Origin of the sequence: Filimonas lacunae, from assembly GCF_002355595.1 — a bacterium.
GTDB lineage: Bacteria > Bacteroidota > Bacteroidia > Chitinophagales > Chitinophagaceae > Filimonas > Filimonas lacunae.
Window position 1 is genome coordinate 1,677,904 of record NZ_AP017422.1, and the last position, 22,223, is coordinate 1,700,126.

At 44.9% G+C, this 22,223-nt stretch carries 16 protein-coding genes; all 16 read left to right on the plus strand.

Annotated features, from left to right (window positions below):
- Positions 1 to 60: 60 nt before the first annotated feature.
- The 16 genes from FLA_RS06750 to FLA_RS06825 all read left to right on the plus strand — a co-directional run bounded on the left by FLA_RS06750 (position 61) and on the right by FLA_RS06825 (position 22,209).
- Positions 61 to 801, plus strand: a complete 741-nt coding sequence (locus FLA_RS06750) for a response regulator transcription factor (protein WP_076380016.1) — start codon at positions 61 to 63, stop codon at positions 799 to 801.
- 93 nt (positions 802 to 894) lie between these two features.
- Positions 895 to 1,290, plus strand: coding sequence for a type VI secretion system tube protein TssD (gene tssD / locus FLA_RS06755; protein ID WP_076380015.1), 396 nt, complete (start codon positions 895 to 897; stop codon positions 1,288 to 1,290).
- A 118-nt stretch (positions 1,291 to 1,408) separates the two neighbouring features.
- Complete coding sequence (gene tssD / locus FLA_RS06760; protein WP_076380014.1) at positions 1,409 to 1,798, plus strand: type VI secretion system tube protein TssD; 390 nt, start codon at positions 1,409 to 1,411, stop codon at positions 1,796 to 1,798.
- Between the two features lie 70 nt (positions 1,799 to 1,868).
- Positions 1,869 to 2,555, plus strand: coding sequence for an RNA polymerase sigma factor (locus tag FLA_RS06765; protein ID WP_076380013.1), 687 nt, complete (start codon positions 1,869 to 1,871; stop codon positions 2,553 to 2,555).
- 49 nt (positions 2,556 to 2,604) lie between these two features.
- A complete protein-coding gene (locus tag FLA_RS06770; RefSeq protein WP_076380012.1) occupies positions 2,605 to 3,840 on the plus strand; it encodes a FecR family protein in 1,236 nt (411 codons plus the stop codon).
- Positions 3,841 to 4,071: 231 nt separating this feature from the next.
- Entirely contained in the window at positions 4,072 to 7,650 is a 3,579-nt protein-coding gene (locus FLA_RS06775) for a SusC/RagA family TonB-linked outer membrane protein (protein WP_197705866.1), read from the plus strand.
- Between the two features lie 11 nt (positions 7,651 to 7,661).
- Positions 7,662 to 9,152, plus strand: a complete 1,491-nt coding sequence (locus FLA_RS06780; RefSeq protein WP_076380011.1) for a RagB/SusD family nutrient uptake outer membrane protein — start codon at positions 7,662 to 7,664, stop codon at positions 9,150 to 9,152.
- A gap of 29 nt (positions 9,153 to 9,181) precedes the next feature.
- On the plus strand, positions 9,182 to 10,126 hold the full coding sequence (locus tag FLA_RS06785; RefSeq protein ID WP_076380010.1) for a hypothetical protein: 945 nt from the start codon (positions 9,182 to 9,184) through the stop codon (positions 10,124 to 10,126).
- A 25-nt stretch (positions 10,127 to 10,151) separates the two neighbouring features.
- Complete coding sequence (locus FLA_RS06790) at positions 10,152 to 12,587, plus strand: zinc-dependent metalloprotease (protein WP_076380009.1); 2,436 nt, start codon at positions 10,152 to 10,154, stop codon at positions 12,585 to 12,587.
- Positions 12,588 to 12,605: 18 nt separating this feature from the next.
- Positions 12,606 to 14,951, plus strand: a complete 2,346-nt coding sequence (locus tag FLA_RS06795; RefSeq protein ID WP_144264065.1) for a zinc-dependent metalloprotease — start codon at positions 12,606 to 12,608, stop codon at positions 14,949 to 14,951.
- 12 nt (positions 14,952 to 14,963) lie between these two features.
- Complete coding sequence (locus FLA_RS06800; protein WP_076380007.1) at positions 14,964 to 16,091, plus strand: thioredoxin family protein; 1,128 nt, start codon at positions 14,964 to 14,966, stop codon at positions 16,089 to 16,091.
- A complete protein-coding gene (locus FLA_RS06805; protein WP_197705867.1) occupies positions 16,048 to 18,120 on the plus strand; it encodes a S9 family peptidase in 2,073 nt (690 codons plus the stop codon). The genes FLA_RS06800 and FLA_RS06805 overlap by 44 nt, the downstream gene beginning before the upstream one ends.
- A gap of 185 nt (positions 18,121 to 18,305) precedes the next feature.
- On the plus strand, positions 18,306 to 19,070 hold the full coding sequence (locus tag FLA_RS06810) for a helix-turn-helix domain-containing protein (protein WP_076380005.1): 765 nt from the start codon (positions 18,306 to 18,308) through the stop codon (positions 19,068 to 19,070).
- A gap of 68 nt (positions 19,071 to 19,138) precedes the next feature.
- Positions 19,139 to 20,296: an FAD-dependent oxidoreductase gene (locus FLA_RS06815; RefSeq protein ID WP_076380004.1), complete on the plus strand. Its 1,158-nt coding sequence runs from the start codon at positions 19,139 to 19,141 to the stop codon at positions 20,294 to 20,296.
- Between the two features lie 197 nt (positions 20,297 to 20,493).
- On the plus strand, positions 20,494 to 21,102 hold the full coding sequence (locus FLA_RS06820; protein WP_076380003.1) for an RNA polymerase sigma factor: 609 nt from the start codon (positions 20,494 to 20,496) through the stop codon (positions 21,100 to 21,102).
- A 69-nt stretch (positions 21,103 to 21,171) separates the two neighbouring features.
- Positions 21,172 to 22,209, plus strand: a complete 1,038-nt coding sequence (locus tag FLA_RS06825) for a FecR family protein (RefSeq protein ID WP_076380002.1) — start codon at positions 21,172 to 21,174, stop codon at positions 22,207 to 22,209.
- The last annotated feature ends 14 nt before the right edge of the window (positions 22,210 to 22,223 follow it).

Sequence of the window (22,223 nt, forward strand, 5' to 3'; positions counted from 1 at the left end):
CCGGAATTAACCTAACCCCGCTGTAATTGTTCAACAATCCCTTGGAAAAACCAGAAAACGATGAAAAACAGAGAGCTACCCTTAACCATCGGCATTGCCGATGATGATGCTAATTTTGTAAACGCCTTAAAAGATGAGATAATTAAAGATCCCCAGCATCAGATTTCCTTTTGTGCGCCCGACGGCGGTAAGTTATTAGAACTGTATAACGTAAATGATACCAGCTGCCTGGTTATTGATTTGTATACCCCTTTTATTAGTGGTATGGAAGCCGTAAGGCTTATTAAAAATGTAAGTGAAGAAGTGAATATCATTGCTTACAGCAGCACGTATCAGCCAGATATGGCCGATATGTTGTTTCAATGGAATAATGTGATGTATTGCGAACGTAGTATTGATTTTATTACGCGTTACATTGATGATCCCATGCAAAAAGAAGATGCAGAGTATAAGGCTTACCTGCAGCACTGGCAAAACAGAACCCTGTCTATTATCTCGGGCCGCAAGAAAGAATCACCCACTGAAGCATTGAAGCCGGTAGAATTAAAAATACTGGCATTGATCGCAGAAGGGGCTACCAATCATGAGGTAGCATCGTCGCTTGCTTTAAGTAAACGAACCATTGACACTTATATAGAAAGGCTGATTAAAAAGCTGGAAGTGAGTAATCGTATCGGGCTTGCTGCTTATGCCTTTAATAAGGGGGTATGTAAGCTGTATTGCGAGGTGGGTAAAAACGGAAGATGTGATACCAGTAGCATCTTTACACCTATTGCGGAGGGGATGCATAGTATTGTGTAGTGGGTCGTATATATACGACAATTTGTAAATTGTTTGGTTATTAAATATAATATATCTAATCTTGTTTACTTTTTAATTTTTAATCTATTTATTATGGCGTACAACGCAAGTCTGAAATTCAATGGCGGTAGTGACTACAAAGTTCTGGACGTTAATTACAATGTAGCACGTACCAGCGATGCCTCTGGTCGTGTAGCTTCTGATCCATCTAACGCTACCATTAAAGTAGTAGTAGAAGCTACTGAAAAGAGCGATATTCTCGAAAGCATGCTCAATGCTAAGTTCAAGCCCACCAAAGGTGCTATCACTTTTAACAAATCTAATGAAGAAGGTAAACTCATTGAGTTAGGCTGGGAGAATGGCTATGTTATCTGGCATGAAGTTAAATTTGATGCCGTGAATTCACACAGCATGCACATCAGCTTTGTAGTGAGTGCTGAAAGCATTTCTTACGGAGGTGCTCAGTATAATGGTTGTTGGCCATCCTAAGCGCATTCCTTACACAAAATTATAGTGTACCTGCTTCTTCCTGCAATAAGTGTTCCTGTTGCGGGAAGAAGTTTGTGGTGCGTTGGCTATTCCCGCACATTCTTTCAAAACAAATACCATGAGCTCATATAAAGCAGCATTAACGATAGAAGGAACCGTGTATAATGTAAGACACTGCTCTTTCAACTATAAACAAAATATTAAGCCCGATGGCTCGCCGCATGCGCAGGTGCTGGGTGGTATTATCACCATTATACTGGAAGAACCTGCCCCTAAAGATATTATCCAGTGGATGATCACGCCCGATGAAAAGAAGAGCGGATCGGTTCGTTTTTTTGAAGTGAACAGCAGCACGGGTACGCACCAGTTGCTGGAGTTTAAAGATGCCTACTGTGTGCAGTTTGATAATGTGTTTGACGGCGATAAGCATAATGCCGGTAGCCTGGTAAGTTCGCTGGTCATCAGCGCCAATGCTATCAGCTTTGATGGTATCGAGTTTAAGAAATAAACCACCTGCTTACACTAAGCAGTGTTAGTATTTATAGAGTTACACATCAGAAAAATGGTGGAACGTTAAAATGCCTGTAAAAGGGCGTTTTTTCTTTCCGGCTATCTGTGTTTTCATACGCAAATCAACTTTTTCGGCTAGTTTGCAGGTTGGAGAAGCGTTGATGGTGTCTACCAATAATATCACATACGAACAAAAAGAGCAGCTGTTACAGGTAGCGGCAGGGAACGAGCGCGCTTTTGCTGATTTCATGCTGGCCCATAGTGACAGGCTGTACTCTTATATATTACGCATTACCAAAAATGACCACTGGGCGCAGGAACTGGTGCAGGATGTATGGCTGCAGGTTTGGCTGGCCCGCGCAGTATTTGCGCAACTGGACAACCCGGTAGCTTACCTCAACCGGATGGCGCAAAACAGATCCATTGACTGGATACGCCGCAATAAGCGGGAGCTAAAAGCACAATATATTATACAGCAGCAACAACAATCGCCTGTATTGAATACCGCAGCGGAAAACGTTGATCTGGAAACTACCCGTAAATTATTACAACAGGCTATTGAAAGCCTGCCTGCCCAACGCCGGCGCATTTTTGAAATGAAGCAGGAGGGGCTGAGTTACGACGAAATTGCTGCTGCTTTACACATCTCCAAAAATACCGTACGTAACCAGATGGTGAGCGCCCTGCACACCTTACGCACCTTTTTACAGGAGCATGGCGACGTGCTGCTGATTTTTTTCTACTTTTTTTTATAACCTGATAGTCCTGGCTTCTTTTTTTGTCGTTTTATATAGATATAGGATCATGCAAATACCAAAAGAACAAATAGAACAGCTTTGGCATAAATACCTGCACAACGAGGCAACTCCTGCGGAAGTAAGCACTTTACTGGCATATATAGATGCCGCAGAGGGTGAGCAGCTGGATTTTGTGGCGGAAGGACTGGCAGGTGAAACCCCGGCAAGCAAAGGCTTTGTAGGGATGGATGCCACGCAGAAGGCAGAGCTGGTGCAGCAATGGCAGGCTATGCGTATGCAGCAGCCGGCTGTGGTGCGCCAGGGGAATTTTGCCGGCTGGAGAAAATGGGCAGCTGCGGCGGCCTTGCTGGTAATGGCTTCGGGTGCTTACTTATGGATGAAACGGCAGCACGCGGGGTCGCAACAGGTGGTAACAGCGGCAGTTAAAGAAAATATACAGCCAGGGCAACAGGGCGCTATTCTTATACTGGCTGATGGCCGTAAAGTAGTGCTGGACAGCCTGGGTAATGCGGGTGTGATAGCCACGGAAAATGGAACAAAAGTGCTGTTGGAGAACGGTAAGTTATCTTATAATGGCGCAAATACCACTACCGGTGCTATGTTGTTTAATACCATGCAAACGCCCCGGGGGCGCCAGTTTCAATTAACCTTGCCGGACGGTACAAGGGTTTGGATGAACTCTGGCAGCCAGTTGCGCTATCCTACGGCTTTTGCGGGAAGGGAAAGGCTGGTGGAGTTAACGGGCGAAGCGTATTTTGAAGTAGCCCAGGATGCACATATACCTTTTAAGGTAAGTATTGCCGGTAAGGCTGCGGTGGAAGTGCTGGGTACTGCGTTTAATGTCAGTGCTTATGCCAACGAGCTGTGGCGTACTACCTTGTTGCAGGGCAGCGTGCGGGTGCTGGACAACTATCATGCACAAACCGCAACAGTGCAAAACAGTGTAGTATTGAAGCCTATGCAACAGGCAGTAGTTACTGCGGAGTACATGCCGGCCAACCTGAATAAGTCTATAACGGTATATTCTAACGTAAATACAGATAAGATACTGGCGTGGAAAAACGGCCTGTTCAATTTTGACGGGTTAAGCCTGCAGGAAGCGATGCAGCAGCTGGAACGCTGGTATGATATAGAAGTGGTATATGAGAATGGTATACCTGAAATACCTTTTGGCGGCGAAATCAGCAGGAATGTGAGCTTTGACGGATTATTGAAAATGTTGACCGAGGCTGATTTGAAATTCAGGGTGGAACAGGGAAGGAAACTTGTAATTATCAAGTAGAAAAACTAAAACTAGCTATACAGCAACATCACCTTAATAAAAAACCGGAAGCGATTAGGCCCGCTTCCGGCGAATAGTTAAGGATGATAAAAGAGGTGTTGTGAACCATTTCTAAACAACCAAAACAGAATGCAAATTATGCAAAAAACTGCAATTGGAAGCAGTAGGGGAAGGCGTGTGCTTATGCCGCTGCCAACCTGGCTATCACTTCCTGCCAAAACTCTGTTAGTCATGAAACTAACTGTACTATTACTTACAGTAGCATTTATCCAGGTACAGGCTGCGGGCCTGGCCCAGACAGTAACCCTTTCGAAGAAAGAGGTATCGCTGAAGGAATTGTTTGCGGAAATAAAACAGCAAACGGGTTATGTGGTTTTTTATAACAAAAATCTGCTGGCCGAAGGCAAACCTGTTTCAGTTTCAGCCACCAACATGCCGCTGGAGCAGTTTTTGGGTGTGGCACTGAAAGGGCAGTCTTTTACCTTTCGTATTGAAGACAAAACCATATTGCTGGTGCGCAAGCAGGAGCAGCATACCAACAACTATGCAGGTGTGCTGGAAGAGCTGCCATTGGCTGCTGCCCCCGAAGATCATGAAATAAAGGGGTATATCACCGATACGGCAGGCTATGCCCTGTCCGGTGTTTCGGTAAGTGTACGCGGCAAAAATAAAATCACTTCTACAGATGTAAAGGGCAGGTTTGTAATAGAAGCGTTGCCAGGCGATGTGCTGGTGATTACGTTAATAGGCCATGAAACCGTCAATTACCAGGTGGTGAACGGTGTGCATTCAGTAACGCTGAAACTGGTACCTAAAGTAGATAATTTGTCAGATGTAGTGCTGGAAGTGAATACAGGTTATCAGATTTTGTCCAAAAGCAGTTTTATTGGTTCTGCTGCCACGGTGAGTGGAAAGAGTTTATACCTGAATGGAGTGAACACACTGGAGCAGGCATTGCAGGGCAAGCTGGCTGGTGTGGTTATTCAAAACACTTCCGGTTTAACAGGTGTTCGCCAGCGTACGGTGGTGCGTGGTGTAAGTACACTGAGTGGCTCGCAGGACCCGGTGTGGGTGGTAGATGGAATTATTCAGCAAGACCCTTTACCGTTTAAGGCACAGGAGCTGAATACTTCAGGAGGCATTACTAAAGATAATTTTGATTATATCCGCAATTTCGTAGGTAACTCTATCAACTGGTTGAATCCTAATGATATTGAAGATATTACCGTGTTGAAGGATGCAGCAGCTACCGCTATTTACGGTGTGAAAGCTGCGAATGGTGTTATTGTTATTACCACCAAACGTGGACGCAGCGGCCCGGCAAATATTAATTACAGCACATCTTTCAGTGTAACGGATAAGGTGAACTACAATAAGCTGAACATGATGAGCTCGAAAGAGCGTGTGGCAGTTTCGCGTGAAATATACAGCCGCGGGCTGATCGCTTCTTCGGCTGGTAATGATATTGGTTATGCAGGCGCATTGAATGATTATTTGTATAAGAAAACAATTAGCGCAGAAGAGTTTGATGCAAAGGTGGCTGCAATGGAGGCGCAGAATACAGATTGGTTTGATATCCTGTTCAGAAAGCCTTTCAGTACTAACCATACTATCAGTATTTCGGGCGGTAGCAATAATACTTCCTATTATACTTCCTTAGGCTACAATACTTCGGCGGGTACGGCTATTGGCAACGATACAAAGGGGTATAGCGCCAACGTATCTGTGATGAGCCGTATATCGAATAAACTAACTATTTCGTCGCGTTTGTCGGCTTCTTCTAAAAGAACGAACGGGTTTTACCAGTTTGATGCTTATGGTTATGCTTCTACTATTAACCGTATTCTTCCTGCTTATAATGCAGATGGTAGCCTGGCTTACTATAAAAGCACAAAGGGGTATTTGTATAATGCAGTGAATGAGCGTGACAATACAGGCAATACCAATAAAGTACTTTCGGCTAACGCGGTGCTGGAAGCCAATTATGAAATTATTCCAGGGCTTAAGTTTCAAACGTTGTTCAGTTATAACTCTATTTCTACCAATGGGGAAACGTATGCTACAGAGCGTTCTAACTATGTAGCATCTACTTTACGTTACTCTGACTACGGAACTGTAAAAGCAACGGATGCCGCCTATGCCGGCAGCAGGTTGCCAAGCGGTGGTGAGTTAAATGAAATGACCTCTACCAGCAACGCCTGGAACTGGCGTAACAGTATTTCTTATAGTAAAGTGTTTCGTCAGAAGCATGTGATAGGCTTTATGTTTGGACACGAACTGCAGAGCTCACGCTATAATGGTTTCCAGGTTACTCAATATGGCTATTTGCCTGACAGGGGTAAAAGCTTTGCATATGTTCCGGTAACGGTTACCAATTCCGGTATTTCTTCTGCCAACAGCCTGCTTACACCTGCAAATATCAATCCTAAGGTTACCGACAATCTTTCTAATAATATGGGTATGTACCTTACGGGTAGTTATAGTTATGATAACCGTTATGTAGCAAACTTTAGTGTAAGAACAGATCGTAGCAACCGTTTTGGTCAGTTTACCAATGAAAAGTTTAACCCGGTATATGCAGGTGGTGTGCGCTGGAACATTGCCAACGAAAAATGGTTTCAATCCAGCTACTGGCTTACTACTTTAAGTGCCAGGGCTTCGGTGGGTTACCAGCGTAACATTGCTGCAGGTGCAAGCCCCGATCTGATCGTGAAATTGTCTTCTAATGCAGATAATACACCGGCTGTAGATCCTTACACAGGTGATTACCTGTTAACCATTTCGAAATTACCTTATGGCGATCTTCGTTGGGAGCAGAACCTGAGTGTGAACCTGGGATTGGATCTGAGCCTGTTTAATAACAAGGTGCAGGTGAGTGCAGAGTATTATACCAAGCGTGGTAAGGATATGATTACTTCGCTGAATGTGCCTGTGGAATATGGTGTGGCCTCTATGCTGGTGAATGGTGGTTCTATGAATAACACCGGGTATGAGTTAACCGCTGCTTTTGTGCCGGTACGTACCAAAAACTTTACCTGGTCCATGAGTGTGAATACTTCTAAAAACACCAACAAGGTAACAAAGGTGGGAGTGAGCCAACTGAATACTTATCAAACGGCTGTTTCAGGTAATTTATTGAAAGACGGGGCGGCAGTAACCGGTTTTTATGCTTTCCGTTATAAAGGGATAGACCAGACAAACGGACAGCCCATGATTGACCTGAGTTATAAACAGGGGGCAGATGTGGTGAATGATCCTACCACTTACATGCAGTATATGGGTAAAGCCGATCCTGATTTTACATCCGGTATAGGGATGAACTTCCGTTATAAAATGTTTACATTAGGTACCAGCTTTTACCTGCAGTTAGGTGGGAAGAAGTTTCTGGCTCCTCTGTATACGACTGTTAACGATCTGCCTTCTGAATATCAGAATTTGTCACGCAACATATTGGATAGATGGGTGCCTGGAAGTTCAAACGCTACAGTGCCGGGCTTGCCTGATAAATCGGTGGCCAACGTACTGCTGCCCAATGGCAAAACCTATGTGAACCCCTATGAAATGTATAATAACAGCACTGATAGAGTGGTGAATGCATCCAACCTGCGTTGTAATAACATTAACCTTACTTATATGCTGAATAGTAAAGTAGCCCGTAAGATTTTTTGTAAAACGGTGAATATAGGTGCGGGTGTTTCCAATGTGTTTTCTATTAACAGCAAAGGATTCAGGGGTATTGATCCCGAAGTGGCTACCGGTGGTCAACCGCGTACCAGAACCTATAGCTGCAATATTAATGTTAGCTTCTAAAGACAAAAAGTATGAGAAAAATCACTTTATATAGTATCCTTTTTTTTAGCCTGGCTTTAGGGTCTTGTAAGAAATTCCTGGAGGAATACAGTCAGGATGAAATCAGGCCCGGCACTACGGATGAACTGTCTTCACTGATGTACTCAGATGCTTATCCCCGGCAGACCGTTATGGATAACTTTGATCTTTTGACAGATGATGTGATGTGTAACGGTCCTGCAAAAGACGGCACCGGTAATTTCGTGTCGGGATATTTAACTGCATTGGAAGCCGGCAGGCCTATGTTTAAATACGATGTTACTATGTTTGATGCTACCAGTAGTATAGCCTCGGGTACAGATGTGTATAGTATTTGTTATGGCAAGATAAAAGGCTGTAATGTAGTAATGGATTACCTGGATGGCGTGAAAGGAACTGATAAAGAAAGAAATGCCATTAAAGGACAGTGCCTGTTTTTAAGAGCATACTATTATCTGCGGCTGGTAACGGCTTACGCACAGCCTTATACACGCACGGATATTGACCCTGCAAAGGCGTTAGGTGTGCCATTGGTGTTGACTTCTAAAGTAAAAGATGGTGGCGTGGGGCGTAATACGCTGGAGGAAGTGTACGGGCAAATTGAGAGTGACCTGTTAACGGCGGCCACTTTGCTGAACGATAATTATACACCTGCTACTATATTCCGGGTAGGGAATGTGGCTGCATGGACTTTATTATCACGTTTATACCTGTATAAAGGAAATTGGGATAAAGTGGTAGAATACAGCTCAAAGGCGCTGGAACAAAACCCCAATCTCACTCCATTTACCAGTTTTATTAATACCAGCGGTGTGGTGGCGAATACGGGTTTGTATAATATTGTTAACGCAGAAATTATCTGGGCTTTTGGTAACTCTACCGTTGCCACTACTTATTTCCCGAGTCTGTATTCCCAAACTCCTCCTTATTCCGTTTCTTCTTCATTGGCGCAGTTATATGATCAGCAAACCAGCACTGCCAATTTTGGAGATCTGCGTTATAAGATCTTTTTTTCCCTGAGCAATGGCGGCCCTTATTATGCGGCTAAATATACAGCGAATGCTGTGTATGGTGCCTCGGGCTTGCGTGTGGCAGAACTGTATCTGAACCGTGCCGAAGCTTTGAGTAAGCGTTTCCTGAGTAAAGGAGATGCGGCAGACCGTACACAGGCTTTGGCTGATTTAAACACTCTACGTGCCAGTCGTTATGATAACAGAAATACGGCTTATGCGAATGTGGATATCAGCGATGGTAACGCCCTGTTTAGTTTTTGCCAGAACGAGCGCAGGAGAGAATTGTGCCTGGAAGAAGGATTTCGCTGGGTAGATATTAAGCGCTGGGGACTGTCTGTGACCCATGTTTTTACGGGTACGGATGGACTGGCTGTTACTTCTACACTGGCGGCTAACAGTAACCTGTATGCGTTACCTATTCCTTACACCGCTATGAATAATAACGACCAGCTGGTACAAAACCCACGTTAAGATTAGTTTTTTACTTTAAAACGAAAAAAATGAAATTATATATAGCTATTGCCGGAATGCTGTTGCTTGGCGGCTTGCTGCCAGGCTGTAGTAAAGAAACGGCTGACACAACTCCTTCCGGTATTTCCAACGCCTTTACTTTACCACAGGGAAATCATGATTTTGATACCCGTATTGTAAATTATTTTCAAAAGTATGGCAGTTACTTCCTGTACCAGTTTATTGACAGGGATATGTACTGGACCCCCACGGCTAATACCAAACCGGTAGCCAGTAGCGCAGGTTTTTGGAGCACCGGTGCTGAGTATACGCTGGCTAATACTGATTATATTAATGCACAACTGGACCTGGTTCAGCAACAGTGGTTTAATTATTATACCGATACTTTCCTACACAAGTTTTTGCCGTCGAAAATTTTCCTATGTGGTAAGCTGGATTCTATCTATGCTACTTATGTGTTTACGCCCACTTTTGCGTATGCAAAAGGAGTGAAGCCTATCGGTGCTTATTACAGCTACGATAACATTGCCATAGGGTATGGCAGGGATACTATCAGCACGTTTACTGCTACGGATAAAAGGAATTTTCTGGCACGTGTGAACAGTGAGTTTATTAAAAGCATTGCCGGACGTTCTGCTTCTGCGCCTATTGCTGCCTTTACCGGATCGGCTTCTTACACCGGAACAATTAATTCGCAGGCGTTGGCTTATAGCAGAGGGATTATTCTTACCTATTACAATACCCTGTCGGTGCAGGCTGATTGGAATGCGTATATGCTGGCAATGGTTACGTATTCGGAAACTGAACTAAAAACTTCTACCGCTAATACGGATATGACCCCTAAGGGGATGTTAAACACAACAAAGGATTCCAATGGTAAAATAAAGCTGCGGTATAACCTGGTGCGTAATTATTTCATCAACGAATATGGAGTAGACCTTCAGAAGATAGGGAATGCGGCTAAGGGGCAATAAGAGATTTTAATTAAGAAAAAGATTTATGATAAGAAAAAAATGGCTGTTGATAACGGCCCTCCTCAGTGTGCCTGTATTTGTGCAGGCACAGGGGGAAAAAGCGATGCCTGCCGTGAAGGATTTTGTGAAAGCCGGCAGCAAAGCTTATAAGGGCATGTTTAACGTGTATGTGCAGGACGGAAAATATTTTGTGGAGGTACCTGACCGGTTAATGGAAAGGGATATTTTAACCAGTATTACCATTATCCGCGGATCGGCCCAGCGTAAGCGTAACCCCAATATGCGTTTTGGCTTTGCAGGTGATGCGGTGAACGATCGGGTGATCCGGTTTAGAAAAGCAGCGGGCCACCGGCTGGAGATTACCACACCTGTATTTACACAGGCAACGGATTCCAGCAATATTTATTACAAGATATTGAAGGCAGGACTGTTGCCGGCCTACTTATCTTTCCCGGTAAAAGCAGCTACGGATACCAGTTCGCTGATTGATCTGACAGAATTATTGGAGGCAGACAGTGATTTGCTTTCTTTAAAGGGAGCAAAGGACGAGCTGAAGCTGGGTTCTTATGAGCCAGAGAAATCGAAGGTGTTGGGAGTAAGTTGTTTTGAGGGCAACATTGTATTCCGTACTCTGAAAAGCTATGCGGAAGCGCCTGCTACCAGTGGTGATGCACCTCCGGGACAACCGCCGGCAGAGAAGCCCGTGAATAATCCTACTATGTGGGAGGTGGGCGCTTCGTGGTTTTTGCTTCCGGAAAAGCCTATGAGGGCCCGGTTGTCCGATGCACGTGTGGGCTATTTTGCCACTGTTCTGTATAACTATGATAAGAACCCGCAACAGGTAGAGCTGGCAGCTATTGCTAACCGGTGGAGGCTGGAGCCTAAGCCGGAGGATGTGCAGAAGTATTTGCGTGGTGAGCTTGTAGAGCCGGTGAAACCTATTGTGTTTTATGTAGACAGGAATATGCCTGCTTACCTCATTCCTTATGTGATCAGCGGGGTAAATGCCTGGCAGCGCAGCTTTGAGAAGGTAGGTTTTAAGAATGCTATTATAGGTAAGCTGGCACCTACGCGGGCAGAGGATTCACTGTTTAGTATGGAAGATGCGCGATATTCCTTCATTTCTTATAAGCCTTCTGAAATGGCCAATGCTTATGGCCCTGAGGTGGTAGATCCGCGTTCGGGAGAGATACTGAGTTCGCATATTGCGGTGTTTCATAACGTACTCAATTTGCTGCAACGCTGGTATTTCAGTATGTGTGCGGCTGTGGATACTGGTGCGCACAATGTGCCGATGCAACAGGATGTGATAGGGAAGATGATGAAAAACGTAATTACGCATGAGGTAGGACACACCATTGGTTTACGTCACGATTTTGCAGGTAGTTCTACCTATAGTATTGACAGTATCCGTAAGCCGGAGTATGTGCGTGCGCATGGCTTTGGGCCTTCGGTAATGGACTATATGCGTTTTAATTATGTGGCACAACCTGAAGATGGCATGCAGCAGGATGATCTGTTTCCGGGTGTGGGTGTGTATGACGATTTTGCTATTGAATGGGGATACCGTTATCTGCCGGAATATGCCAGCACAAATGCAGAAGCTGCTTATCTGAAGCAATGGGTTTCGGGAAAACGTAAAGATCCGCGGATGTTTTATATGGATGAGGGGAATTTGTACGACCCGCGTGTGCAATCGGAAGATGTGGGTGATAACAGCATGAAGGCCAGCCGGCTGGGCATACAGAACCTGAAGCGCACCATGGCAAACCTGGAAAGCTGGGTGAATGATAAAGAGCAGGATTATACACAGTTACGTTCTATGCACCGTGCAGTGGAAGGACGGTATTACAACTATATGCAGCATGTGATGCGCAATATTGGTGGTGCTTTTAATGACCAGGCTTTGCGCAGTGAAAACCGCCTGAACTTTGTGGCGGTAGGCAGGGCGCAGCAAAAAGAGGCGGTGGCTTATTTGAAAGAGTTTTTGCTGAAAGAGCAGCCGTGGTTATATCCTGTGGGATTGAAAGCCAAAACAGGATTTGATTTTTATACAGATATAGCTGGTCCTTATGAAGATTTGATAGGCAGGTTGTTTTCCCGCTATTATTTTATCGACTTTAATAAGAAGGAGACAGGCGATTCTTCTTATACCACTCATGAGTTTTTTAACGAGTTGTATGCTGCCATTTATGGTAAAGTAAAGGATGGTAAACCGGTATCAGAATTTGACCGTTTTGTACAGGGAGCTTTTGTGAACAGCGTATTACGCCATGCGAATAATATAGCGGTGCCTTTTGATGTAAGTGTGCAGATAAACCAGTTGCTGGATGCTATTGCAGCTACTACCAGGGCTGCCGCTGCCACCAATAAACACATGCTTACTGCCGCACACTACCGGGCTATAGCTGATTTGATAACCATATTTAAGCAAGGTTCCAGGGAAGGAATGTTGAAATAACCGAAATTATTATATACCGTGAATAAGAAGAGATTTGTTATGGGTGCGTTTATGGGCCTGTTGCTGTCCGGCGGCAAGCTGTATGCTTTTGATGGGCCAATGCCTTTCAGTAAGTTTTATAAAGCCAGTATGAAGGTGACACCAGGTGTGTTTACTGTTTACCAGGACAGCAACCGCTACTTCATGGAAATTAAGGCCGATGCATTGGAGAAGGATATCCTGGTGCTGGGTGATATAGCCCGTGGACAATCAGAAATGATTGCACCTTCATCGGGTGTAGTACGTTTTAGCACGGGAGATGGCGGGCATTTGAATGTAACACGCCAGGAGTATAACGATGCGGTGTCGCCGGAATATAACCAGGATCTGGAGCCACTGCTACAATTGAGTAACCTGGTGCCGGTGAGCTTTGTGGTGAAGATTGAGGCCATGGGTAAAGATTCGGCCAGTTATATTATTGAGCTTACCCAAAACCTGCAGCAAGGGGGAAGTTTTTTTTCGTTCCGTGATTTTAGTCCTTTAAGTCATCCGGACCCTATGCGTTCGGGTATACAGGCGGTAAGGGCTTCTAAAGATGCGGTAACTTTTACGGTGCTGAGAACACAAACAGATGAGCTGAACCAGACGGGTGGAAAGCAGGAGGTGGCAAGCGCTTTCCTGGTAAACCTTACGTTTCAGCGTTTACACCGTTCTATGAAAACGCGTATGGCCGATCCGCGTATTGGATTTGCCACAGTAGCTTATAAGGATTTTGGTAAAACGCCCTATAATGTAAGGAATGTAAAGCTGATTAAGAAATGGAACATAGCTGTGAAGCCGGAAGATAGCGCCGCTTATGCACAAGGGAAACCGGTAGATGCGGCTGTGCCTGTGAAGGTGTATATAGATCCACAAACGCCCGTGTTGTTTATGCCTTATATACGCAAGGCAGTAGAGCAGTGGAACCAGGCGTTTGCAGCAGCAGGTTTCAAAAATGTGTTAACCATCAGTGCAGATGAGTCAGATAATCGTTTATTGTATGGCAATATTTTGATTAAATGGGTGAACACTTCTTCAAAGGTGGATGCGGAGGTGATCAATGATCCGCGTAATGGAGAGATATTAACTGGCAGGATCAATATCAATGAGGGGGCAATAGAAACATTAATGCAGCGGTATTTTACAGCCTGTGGTTTATTGGATAAACGGGTGGTAAGCAACCTGGATGATGTATCGCTGAAAGGAGAGCTGATGCAGTGGGTAGTGTTGCATCAGTTTGCTAAAGTGCTGGGTATGGAAAATAACCTGGCGGGAAGTACAGCGTACAGTGTAAGTGAGCTGAGGAATGCTGACTTTGTGAAGCGATTTGGTATCACCGCTTCTGTTTCGGATGATATTGCTTTTAACTATGTAGCACAGCCAGGCGATCAGTTGCCGGTATCCTCTTTAATAGCCGGTATCTCTTCTTACGATTCGCTGGCCATAGGTTGGGCTTACCATGTGTTTGCCAATGATGCGCAGGCGCGCCAGGCTTTGCAGCAGGTTGCTTTTGCCAATAAGGCTTTACGTTATGTACCTGCTTCTAAGAACGATCCGTTGACATTGTCTGATGATTTGAGCAACGACCAGGTGGCAGCAGGCGAACTGGGGATGAAGAATCTGTCTGTTTTATATCCGCAGCTGGAGAGCATTACAGGTAAGATGCAGGTGCCTGATGAAGATTGGATGGTGTTTAAGAAATTAAGTTATGCTATGTTCAATACGTATGATACGTATGTGAAAAATGCAGCGGCTTATATCGGCGGCATTTCTGATATGCCGGTGTTAAAGGGATATAATGAAGTGCCTGTGCTTTATGTTAGTAAGCAACAACAGCAGCAGGCATTTGCGTTTATAAGTAACTATGCGTTGAATGGGGTGCCTGAATGGATGAGCAGCAAACGGCTGCAAAGTCTGGGTAAAGAGGCCATCCGCGATACCTTTTTGCGTATGGCGGGCAGTGTGCTGAACAAACTGATCAGCCCGGAAGTGCTGGACAGGCTGGTGGCAGCTGAAAACGCGATGGGCAGCGCTGCTTATACAGCTTCGGATTTGTTTGCACAGCTGGATCATGTGGTATTTAAAGATTTTAATGCGGCTTTTACACCTGATGATTATAACCTGGAAATGCAACGCACATTTGTGTCTAACCTGGTGCAGATTGCAGGTAAGGCTTCTATTACCACGGGTTTGAATGATGTAACGGATGTATTGCATTTTTATACCAGTCGTACCATTAAAAATATCCAAAGACTTGCTAAAACGCATCAGAACGCCCAGGTGAGAATGCGTTATCAGCTGATGATGAATAGCATTGAAAAAGATTACCTGAAAAAGCCTATTTAAACAGCAACGTTTATGAAAAAAATACTAAAAGCCACACTGGTACTGCTGCTGGCAGCCAGTCAGCTGAAAGCGCAGAACCGGAAAATTGTTTTTGATACCCTCACCCTGGAAGCGGCTTGTAAAAAAGCCGCTTTAACCAACCAGCTGGTGTTTGTAGACTGCTACACTACCTGGTGTATTCCCTGTAAGCATATGGAGGCAAATGTGTTTACAGTGGATAGCGTAGCAGACTATTTCAACAAAACCTTTATCAATCTGAAAATGGATATGGAAAAGGGCGAAGCGGTGGCGCTGGGTAAGAAATATAGAATAGGCGCTTATCCTTCTTATTTGCTGATTGATAAGGATGGCAACCTGGTATATAAGTTTGTAGGTGGTATGCTGGCCGGGGAATTTATGGCTAAAGTTAAAGGGGGGCAAAACCCTTTTAATGAAGTGGCGATATTGAACGGATTGTATGATGAGGGAGATCGTTCCCCTGCATTGATGCGCCGGTACATTCAGCAGAAGATACGGCTGATGGAAATAGCACCTGCTAAAGCGCTGAATGCAGATTATATGAAGCAACTGAGCGCTGCCGATAAAACCCTGCCCGAAAACTGGTTCCTGTTTGGCGAGAACAGGTATGCGTTGTACCTGAGCGAAGCAGGTAGTGGTAATTTTGATTATCTGGCTAACCACTGGAAAGAATTTACTGTCCATATCAGCAAGGATACGATCGATAAAAAGCTGGGAGCAGTGTATCGTAAAACGATGGGTGTGTATTTGAGCGGTGCCTATAAAAGCCATTTAAACGATAATTATAAAGTGGCTGATATGGCAAAATACCGGAAGCAGATAGCCGCTACACAAATGCCTGATAAAGACCAGTTGCTTACGTGGATGGATATTTCAGAAGCGGTGGTGAACAAGCAATACAACCAGGCCACTCAATTGCTGGCCGATCATGTAGACAAGTTCTCTGAGGCAAATCAGCATGTCGTGTTCGACTTTATTTTTGGTCTTTTATCTGTGAAGGGGTATAAATATGAGGGCTTCGGTGTTATTGCAGATAAGATTGAGAAAACATCTACTAATCCTTATTTAATTCATAGTTGTGAACAGTATAAGCAAAAAGAGCTGGAAGCACGTGCAAAGTAAAGCTGTATGCCTGTTGTTGTTACTGACAGCGGGCAGGGCAGTAGCCCAACAGCCTGATTACGCTGCGGCAGAAAAATACGAAGCATCGCATTTGCAGGAGCTGGCGGGTAGCCTGCAACAGGTTCCTTTTTTTGTGAAAGGTGATAGTAGCTTCTGGTACCGGCAAGCATTGCCAGGTGAGAAGAAGGATGTGTATTACATGGTAGACCCACGGGCTAAAACGAAGACGTTGCTGAGTAAAGTTCCGGAAGGTGGACCTTTTAAAAAGGTATTCCATTCGGATGTGTCGCCCGATACCTTGTGGGAGTTGTATGCCGAACAACACAATCTTTACCTGATGAAAAGAAATGATTCTTCCTTTCGCCAGCTTACGCATACCGGGGAAGTGTATCATTCTTTTGCTTCTGTGGCCGACCGGGATGATATGAAGGGGCATATGATCACAGATGCAGTATGGTCGAGAGATTCCCGGCACTTTTGCATGCTACGAAAAGATTCCAGGAAGGTGGGTACTATGACGGTGTTAAACTCGCTGTTCTATGGCAGGCCATACATCAATACTTACAAGTATGAATGGCCTATGGATACCGCTGTTACACAATACGAAATGTATATAGGCAGTACCACAGCCGATTCATTGTATAAAGTGAACCTTACCCGCTGGCCCGATCAGGAAGTGCAATTGATTACTACTAAACAGCCGGGGGAAGAAATGTTTCTGATACGCCGGAAAAGAACGCGCGACGAAATGGAGCTGTGTGCCGTGAATATGACAACGGGAGTACTACGTGTAGTGATTCATGAAGAAAGCAAACCGGTGATTAATGAAGATATGTTCCAGGTAGTGATTGTAAATGAAGGCCGTGATATTTTCTGGTGGAGCGACAGAACAGGCTGGGGACAATATTATCATTACAACCGCGAAGGCCGTTTGTTGAATGCATTGACGCAGGGTAACTGGACGGCAGGTAAGCTTTGTGCTACCGATACGGTAAAGCGTTGTGTGTATTTGTATGGTTATGGCAGGGAAAAAGAAAGGAACCCTTATTATTCCTTCTTATACAAAGTGAATTTTGATGGCACCGGTTTTACGTTGTTAACGCCTGAAAACGCTACGCACCACGTGTTTTTATCTCCTAAGCTGGATTACCTCATAGATAACTATTCCCGCATAGATATGCCCCCAGGCAGCGTGGTAAGAAATATGAAGGGCGAGCTGATGATGGAATTTTTTAAAGCAGACGTTTCTAAACTGTATGCCTATGGCTGGAAAGCGCCGGAGCCTTTTATAGTGAAAGCAAAAGATGGTGTTACAGATTTATATGGCCTGATGTGGAAGCCTTTTAATTTTGATTCTACCAAAAAGTATCCCGTGATATCGCAGGTGTATCCTGGTCCGCAGATAGAAACGGTATGGAGCGAATTTACGGTAACAGACCGTTATAACAACACGGCGCTGGCGCAAATGGGCTTTATTGTAGTATGTATGGGGCACAGAGGTAACTCACCTATACGCAATGCAGCTTATTATAAATATGGACATGGTAATTTGCGTGACTATGCACTGGAAGACGATAAGTATGGCCTGGAGCAACTGGGCAGCCGGTTTGCTTATATAGACCTGAACCGGGTAGGGATTTTCGGCCACTCCGGTGGTGGTATGATGACAGTGGCGGCTATGGGAACGTATCCTGATTTTTACAAAGCCGGCGTAGCTTCTTCCGGTAACCACGATAATAAAATTTATAACCGCACCTGGGGTGAGGTTTACCAGGGCTTTGATAAGCCTTATACCAACAATCAAAGCCTGGCTGCGAATATTAAAGGCAGCCTGATGCTGGTAGCGGGTGAATCGGATGCCAATGTAAACCCTGCCCATACTATGCGTATGGCTGATGCTTTAATACATGCCGGGAAAGATTTTGACCTGCTGTTGTTACCCGGCCAGTCGCATACGTACGAAGGGGTATATAAAACCTATTATGAAAAGAGATTGAGATCGTTTTTTGCAAAGCATCTGTTACAGTAATAGATAATGCTGTAACGTGGTCCTTTATTGTAAAAGAATGCAAACGGTATTATTGTCAGGTAGCTGCATCTGTATCAGGTGCAGCTATTTTTTTACAGCTGTTTTGCCGGGGCGGTAGCGTTAACAATACTGCCCGGTGCCTTTGCCGGATGGATAGTGGAAATTGTTTTATCTTGAACGGGTAAATGGTGCAGGTGTTACACGATATTAACTATAGTGTGGTTTATCCGGAGGCAGGCCTGTTGCCTTGGGTGGATAGCTTCTGGATGCTGTACAACACCACCGCTGAGTCTAAAGAAATTGTGGTGTTACCCGATGGGCGGGTAGATCTGTTTCTTTCCCGTGGCACTAATGAGCCTTTTGATATCATGCTGATGGGCCTGGGTAGCCAGCCGGATATTACGGCTATTATGCCGGGCAGGCTTATGTTTGCCATCAGCTTTAACCTGCCTGCTATTGAATATGTATTGCATACCAGCATTGCAGATATTGTAGATGCTGCCCGTGAACTGCCGGCGGGTTTCTGGGATTTTACAGAAGCCGACCTGGGAAATTTTGATGCTTTTTGCCGCAAAGCCACACAGCAGATACGAAAGCAGGTAACACTGCAAACGGATAGCCGGAAAGACCAACTGTTTCAATTATTATATGCTTCAAAAGGAGATATAGGCGTGCAGGAGCTGGCCGACCAGGTATTCTGGAGCAGCCGGCAGATTAACCGTTATTTTACTGACAGGTTTGGCATATCGTTAAAAACCTATTGCAATATCCTTCGCTTCCGGGCTTCCTTTCAACAGATAGCCGAGGGCAGACTGTACCCGGAACAAAACTTTACCGACCAGGCCCACTTCATCAAAGAAATTAAACGTTTATCAGGTGTTACTCCCGGTGAGTTATACAAGAACCCAAACGACCGATTTATACAATTTTCCCCTCTTACCCGCCAGTAGTTTTGTGTTATCAAACCAAATATGTTTTGTGTGGGTCATCTGCACAGGCATATATATAAACGGCAATCATGATAATAGAAAACAAAAAAATAGCCATTATAGGTGGTGGACCAGGTGGCTTAACACTGGCCAGGCTTTTACAGTTAAAGGGTGCTAACGTGCAGGTGTATGAAAGGGATGTGAACGCCGGGGTAAGGCAGCAAGGTGCTACGTTAGACCTGCACGAAGAATCGGGCCTGAAAGCATTGGAACAGGCGGGTTTAATGGATGCGTTTAAACAGTACTTCAGGCCGGGAGCAGATAAAACAAGGGTTACAGATGCAAAAGGAAACATTGCCTGGGAGGATCATGCGCATAAGCCAGAGGAAAATTTTGGTAGTGAATATTTCAGGCCGGAAATAGATCGTGGCCCTTTGCGGGATTTGCTGATTCAATCTTTAACACCGGGCACCATTGTGTGGGATAGCCGTTTGTTATCGCAGCAAAGAACACCACAAGGCTGGTTGCTGCAATTTGAAAATGGCACTACGGCAACCGCAGATATTATTATAGCAGCCGATGGCGCAAATTCTAAACTGCGTGCACTGGTTACGCCTATACCACCATTTTACTCCGGCGTTACAGCAGTAGAAGGCAGTGTATATGATGCCGCAACAGCAGCACCACAGGCAAGTACTTTATTACAAGGCGGAAAGGTGTTTGCTTTTGAGGGTGATAAGTGTATTATACTAAGCTCCAAAGGCGATGGTAGCGTTACGTTTTATGTGAGCCTGCCTATGGAAGAAGGGGAGATAGGAAACAGTGGGATTGATTTTTCTAATAAAGCATCGGTACATGCCTGGTTTACGAAAAACTTTACCGGGTGGGAAGGAGTATGGCAGGAGTTGTTTGAAAATGCTGCCGTGCCTTTTGTACCCCGGCCTATCAACTGCATGCCGGTAGATCAATATTGGGAAGCTCAACCCGATATTACTTTGTTAGGCGATGCGGCGCACCTGATGCCGCCCTTTGCCGGTGAAGGGGTGAATATGGCTATGCAGGACGCATTAGAATTAAGTGAATGTTTAACCAGTAATGTGTATGGGGATGTAGTAACAGCTATTGGGGCGTATGAAAAAGCCATGCGTGCAAGGGCGGGTGAAAAGGCGCGGGAATCGTTGGAAAATACCCGCTGGATGCATGCGGAGGGAGCGCTGAAAAAAATTATAAAAATATTTGGCAATTGACGGGTCCTTTTTTCTGTTTCGTACGTCTTTATAATATGCCAGTCGTGGCAGCATAGATATTGAGTCCCCGTTTTTTTGTCCATTATCCTTATTAATTACAGGGCTGCATCTGCTGAGGTGCAGCCATTTTTTTACCCGGGGGATGTGATTATTGTATTAATATTGGGGTAACATTCTTGTTGTAACCCCTTTCTGCAATGAAATCTGATACAGAGGAAATTTTACTGTGGAATGCTTACAGGGAAGGTGATGCGGACGCGTTCCGGCAACTATATGATATTTATTATCCTGGTTTGATCAATTATGGACACCGGTTTACGGGAGATGCCCAATATGTGGAGCATGCCGTGCAGGATTTGTTTGTAAAACTATGGCAAAACAGGGATCGTATAGATGCGGCAATTTCCGTTAAAAACTATCTGTATGTAAGTTTTCGCCGGGTATTGCTGCGGCAGCTGCAAAGCGCCAAAGTATTTGTGCCCTTAAAGGATGGGGAAGACGACTATCATTTCTCTTTTACTTTAAGTCCGGAATCGGACCTTATCAGTAAAGAAAGAATGCTGCAACTACAGCAGCAACTACACAAGGCCCTGCAAAATATGAATGCCAGGCAACGGGAGGTCATCTATCTTAAATATTATGAGAATTTAAGTTATGACGAGATCGCCGATATTATGGGCATCACCGTAAAAGGCACCTACAAGCTCATGTACCGCGCTATTGATACCCTGAAAGAGCAGATGGGCAATTTTATGTTGCTGGTATTGTATCTGCTGGTTTCCCAACCGTTACGTTACAGGGGATAAAATTTTTTCAAAAAATAATTCATTTCGTGGGGTAAACATTTTCTACCCTGTGTCCTTGTTATTAGTAGCATGGACGAAAATCTTCAAAAATACAGCCAGTACCGGGTTGCCGACTTTTTAGGCGACGACGCTTTTATCCGTTGGGCGCAATATCCGAACGAGTGGAATGGGCAGGAGTGGGCTGCTGTACTAGCTGCTTTTCCTGAAAAACAAGCCGATATACAGCGCGCCCGGGAATTGGCCATAGCACTGGGTGCACAGGAAACTGCACCTGCCCTGGCAGATAGAAAGGAATGGTTGTGGCAGCAGATTACCGCCAATAGCATTGATAAAAAGCATCGCGTACCTGTGTTGTTATTACGCAGGTGGAAACCGCTGCTGGCCGCCGCCGCTGTTTTACTGGTATTGTGCTATGCAGGGTATGAAGCGTTTTTACATACTACGCGTGAAGTAAAAACCGGTTTTGGCAGCCAGGCCATGGTGAATATGCCCGACGAATCGGAGATTATGTTAAACCGCCATTCCAGCATTGCTTACTCCCGGCTGTGGAATGCTGCCCGCTCCCGCGAAGTGGAGCTTACCGGGGAAGCCGATTTTAAAGTGAAGCATGTGGCGGTGCCGGGTAAAACTACCATGGCCGACTCGTTCCGGGTGCATGTGAACAAGCTTACTATTACTGTGCTGGGTACTGAATTCAATGTACGCAGCCGCAGGGGACAAACAGCGGTAACACTGCGCCAGGGCCGGCTGCGTATTGATTTTGCCAATGCCACGCAAGCACCTGTGTACCTGTTGCCGGGCGAGCAATATGTCTATAACGAAGCAGCACCTGCACAGGCCGTTAAACAGGCTGCCAGTGTAAACAAGGCCAGCGCCTGGAAGCAACAGACTTTAATACTGGAAGGTACCGGTGTAAAAGACATTGTGGAAATGCTGGAAGATGAATATGGTTATAAAGTAGTGGTGAAGAACCCCGCTATACTTACGCGTAAAATACGTGGCAGTGTGCCCGTTAAAGATATCAGCAATCTCTTTTTCGTATTACAAAACATACTGGATGTGAACATAGAACAGCAGGGGAATACGCTGCTTATTACCGATAAATAATCATTGTTAGAATT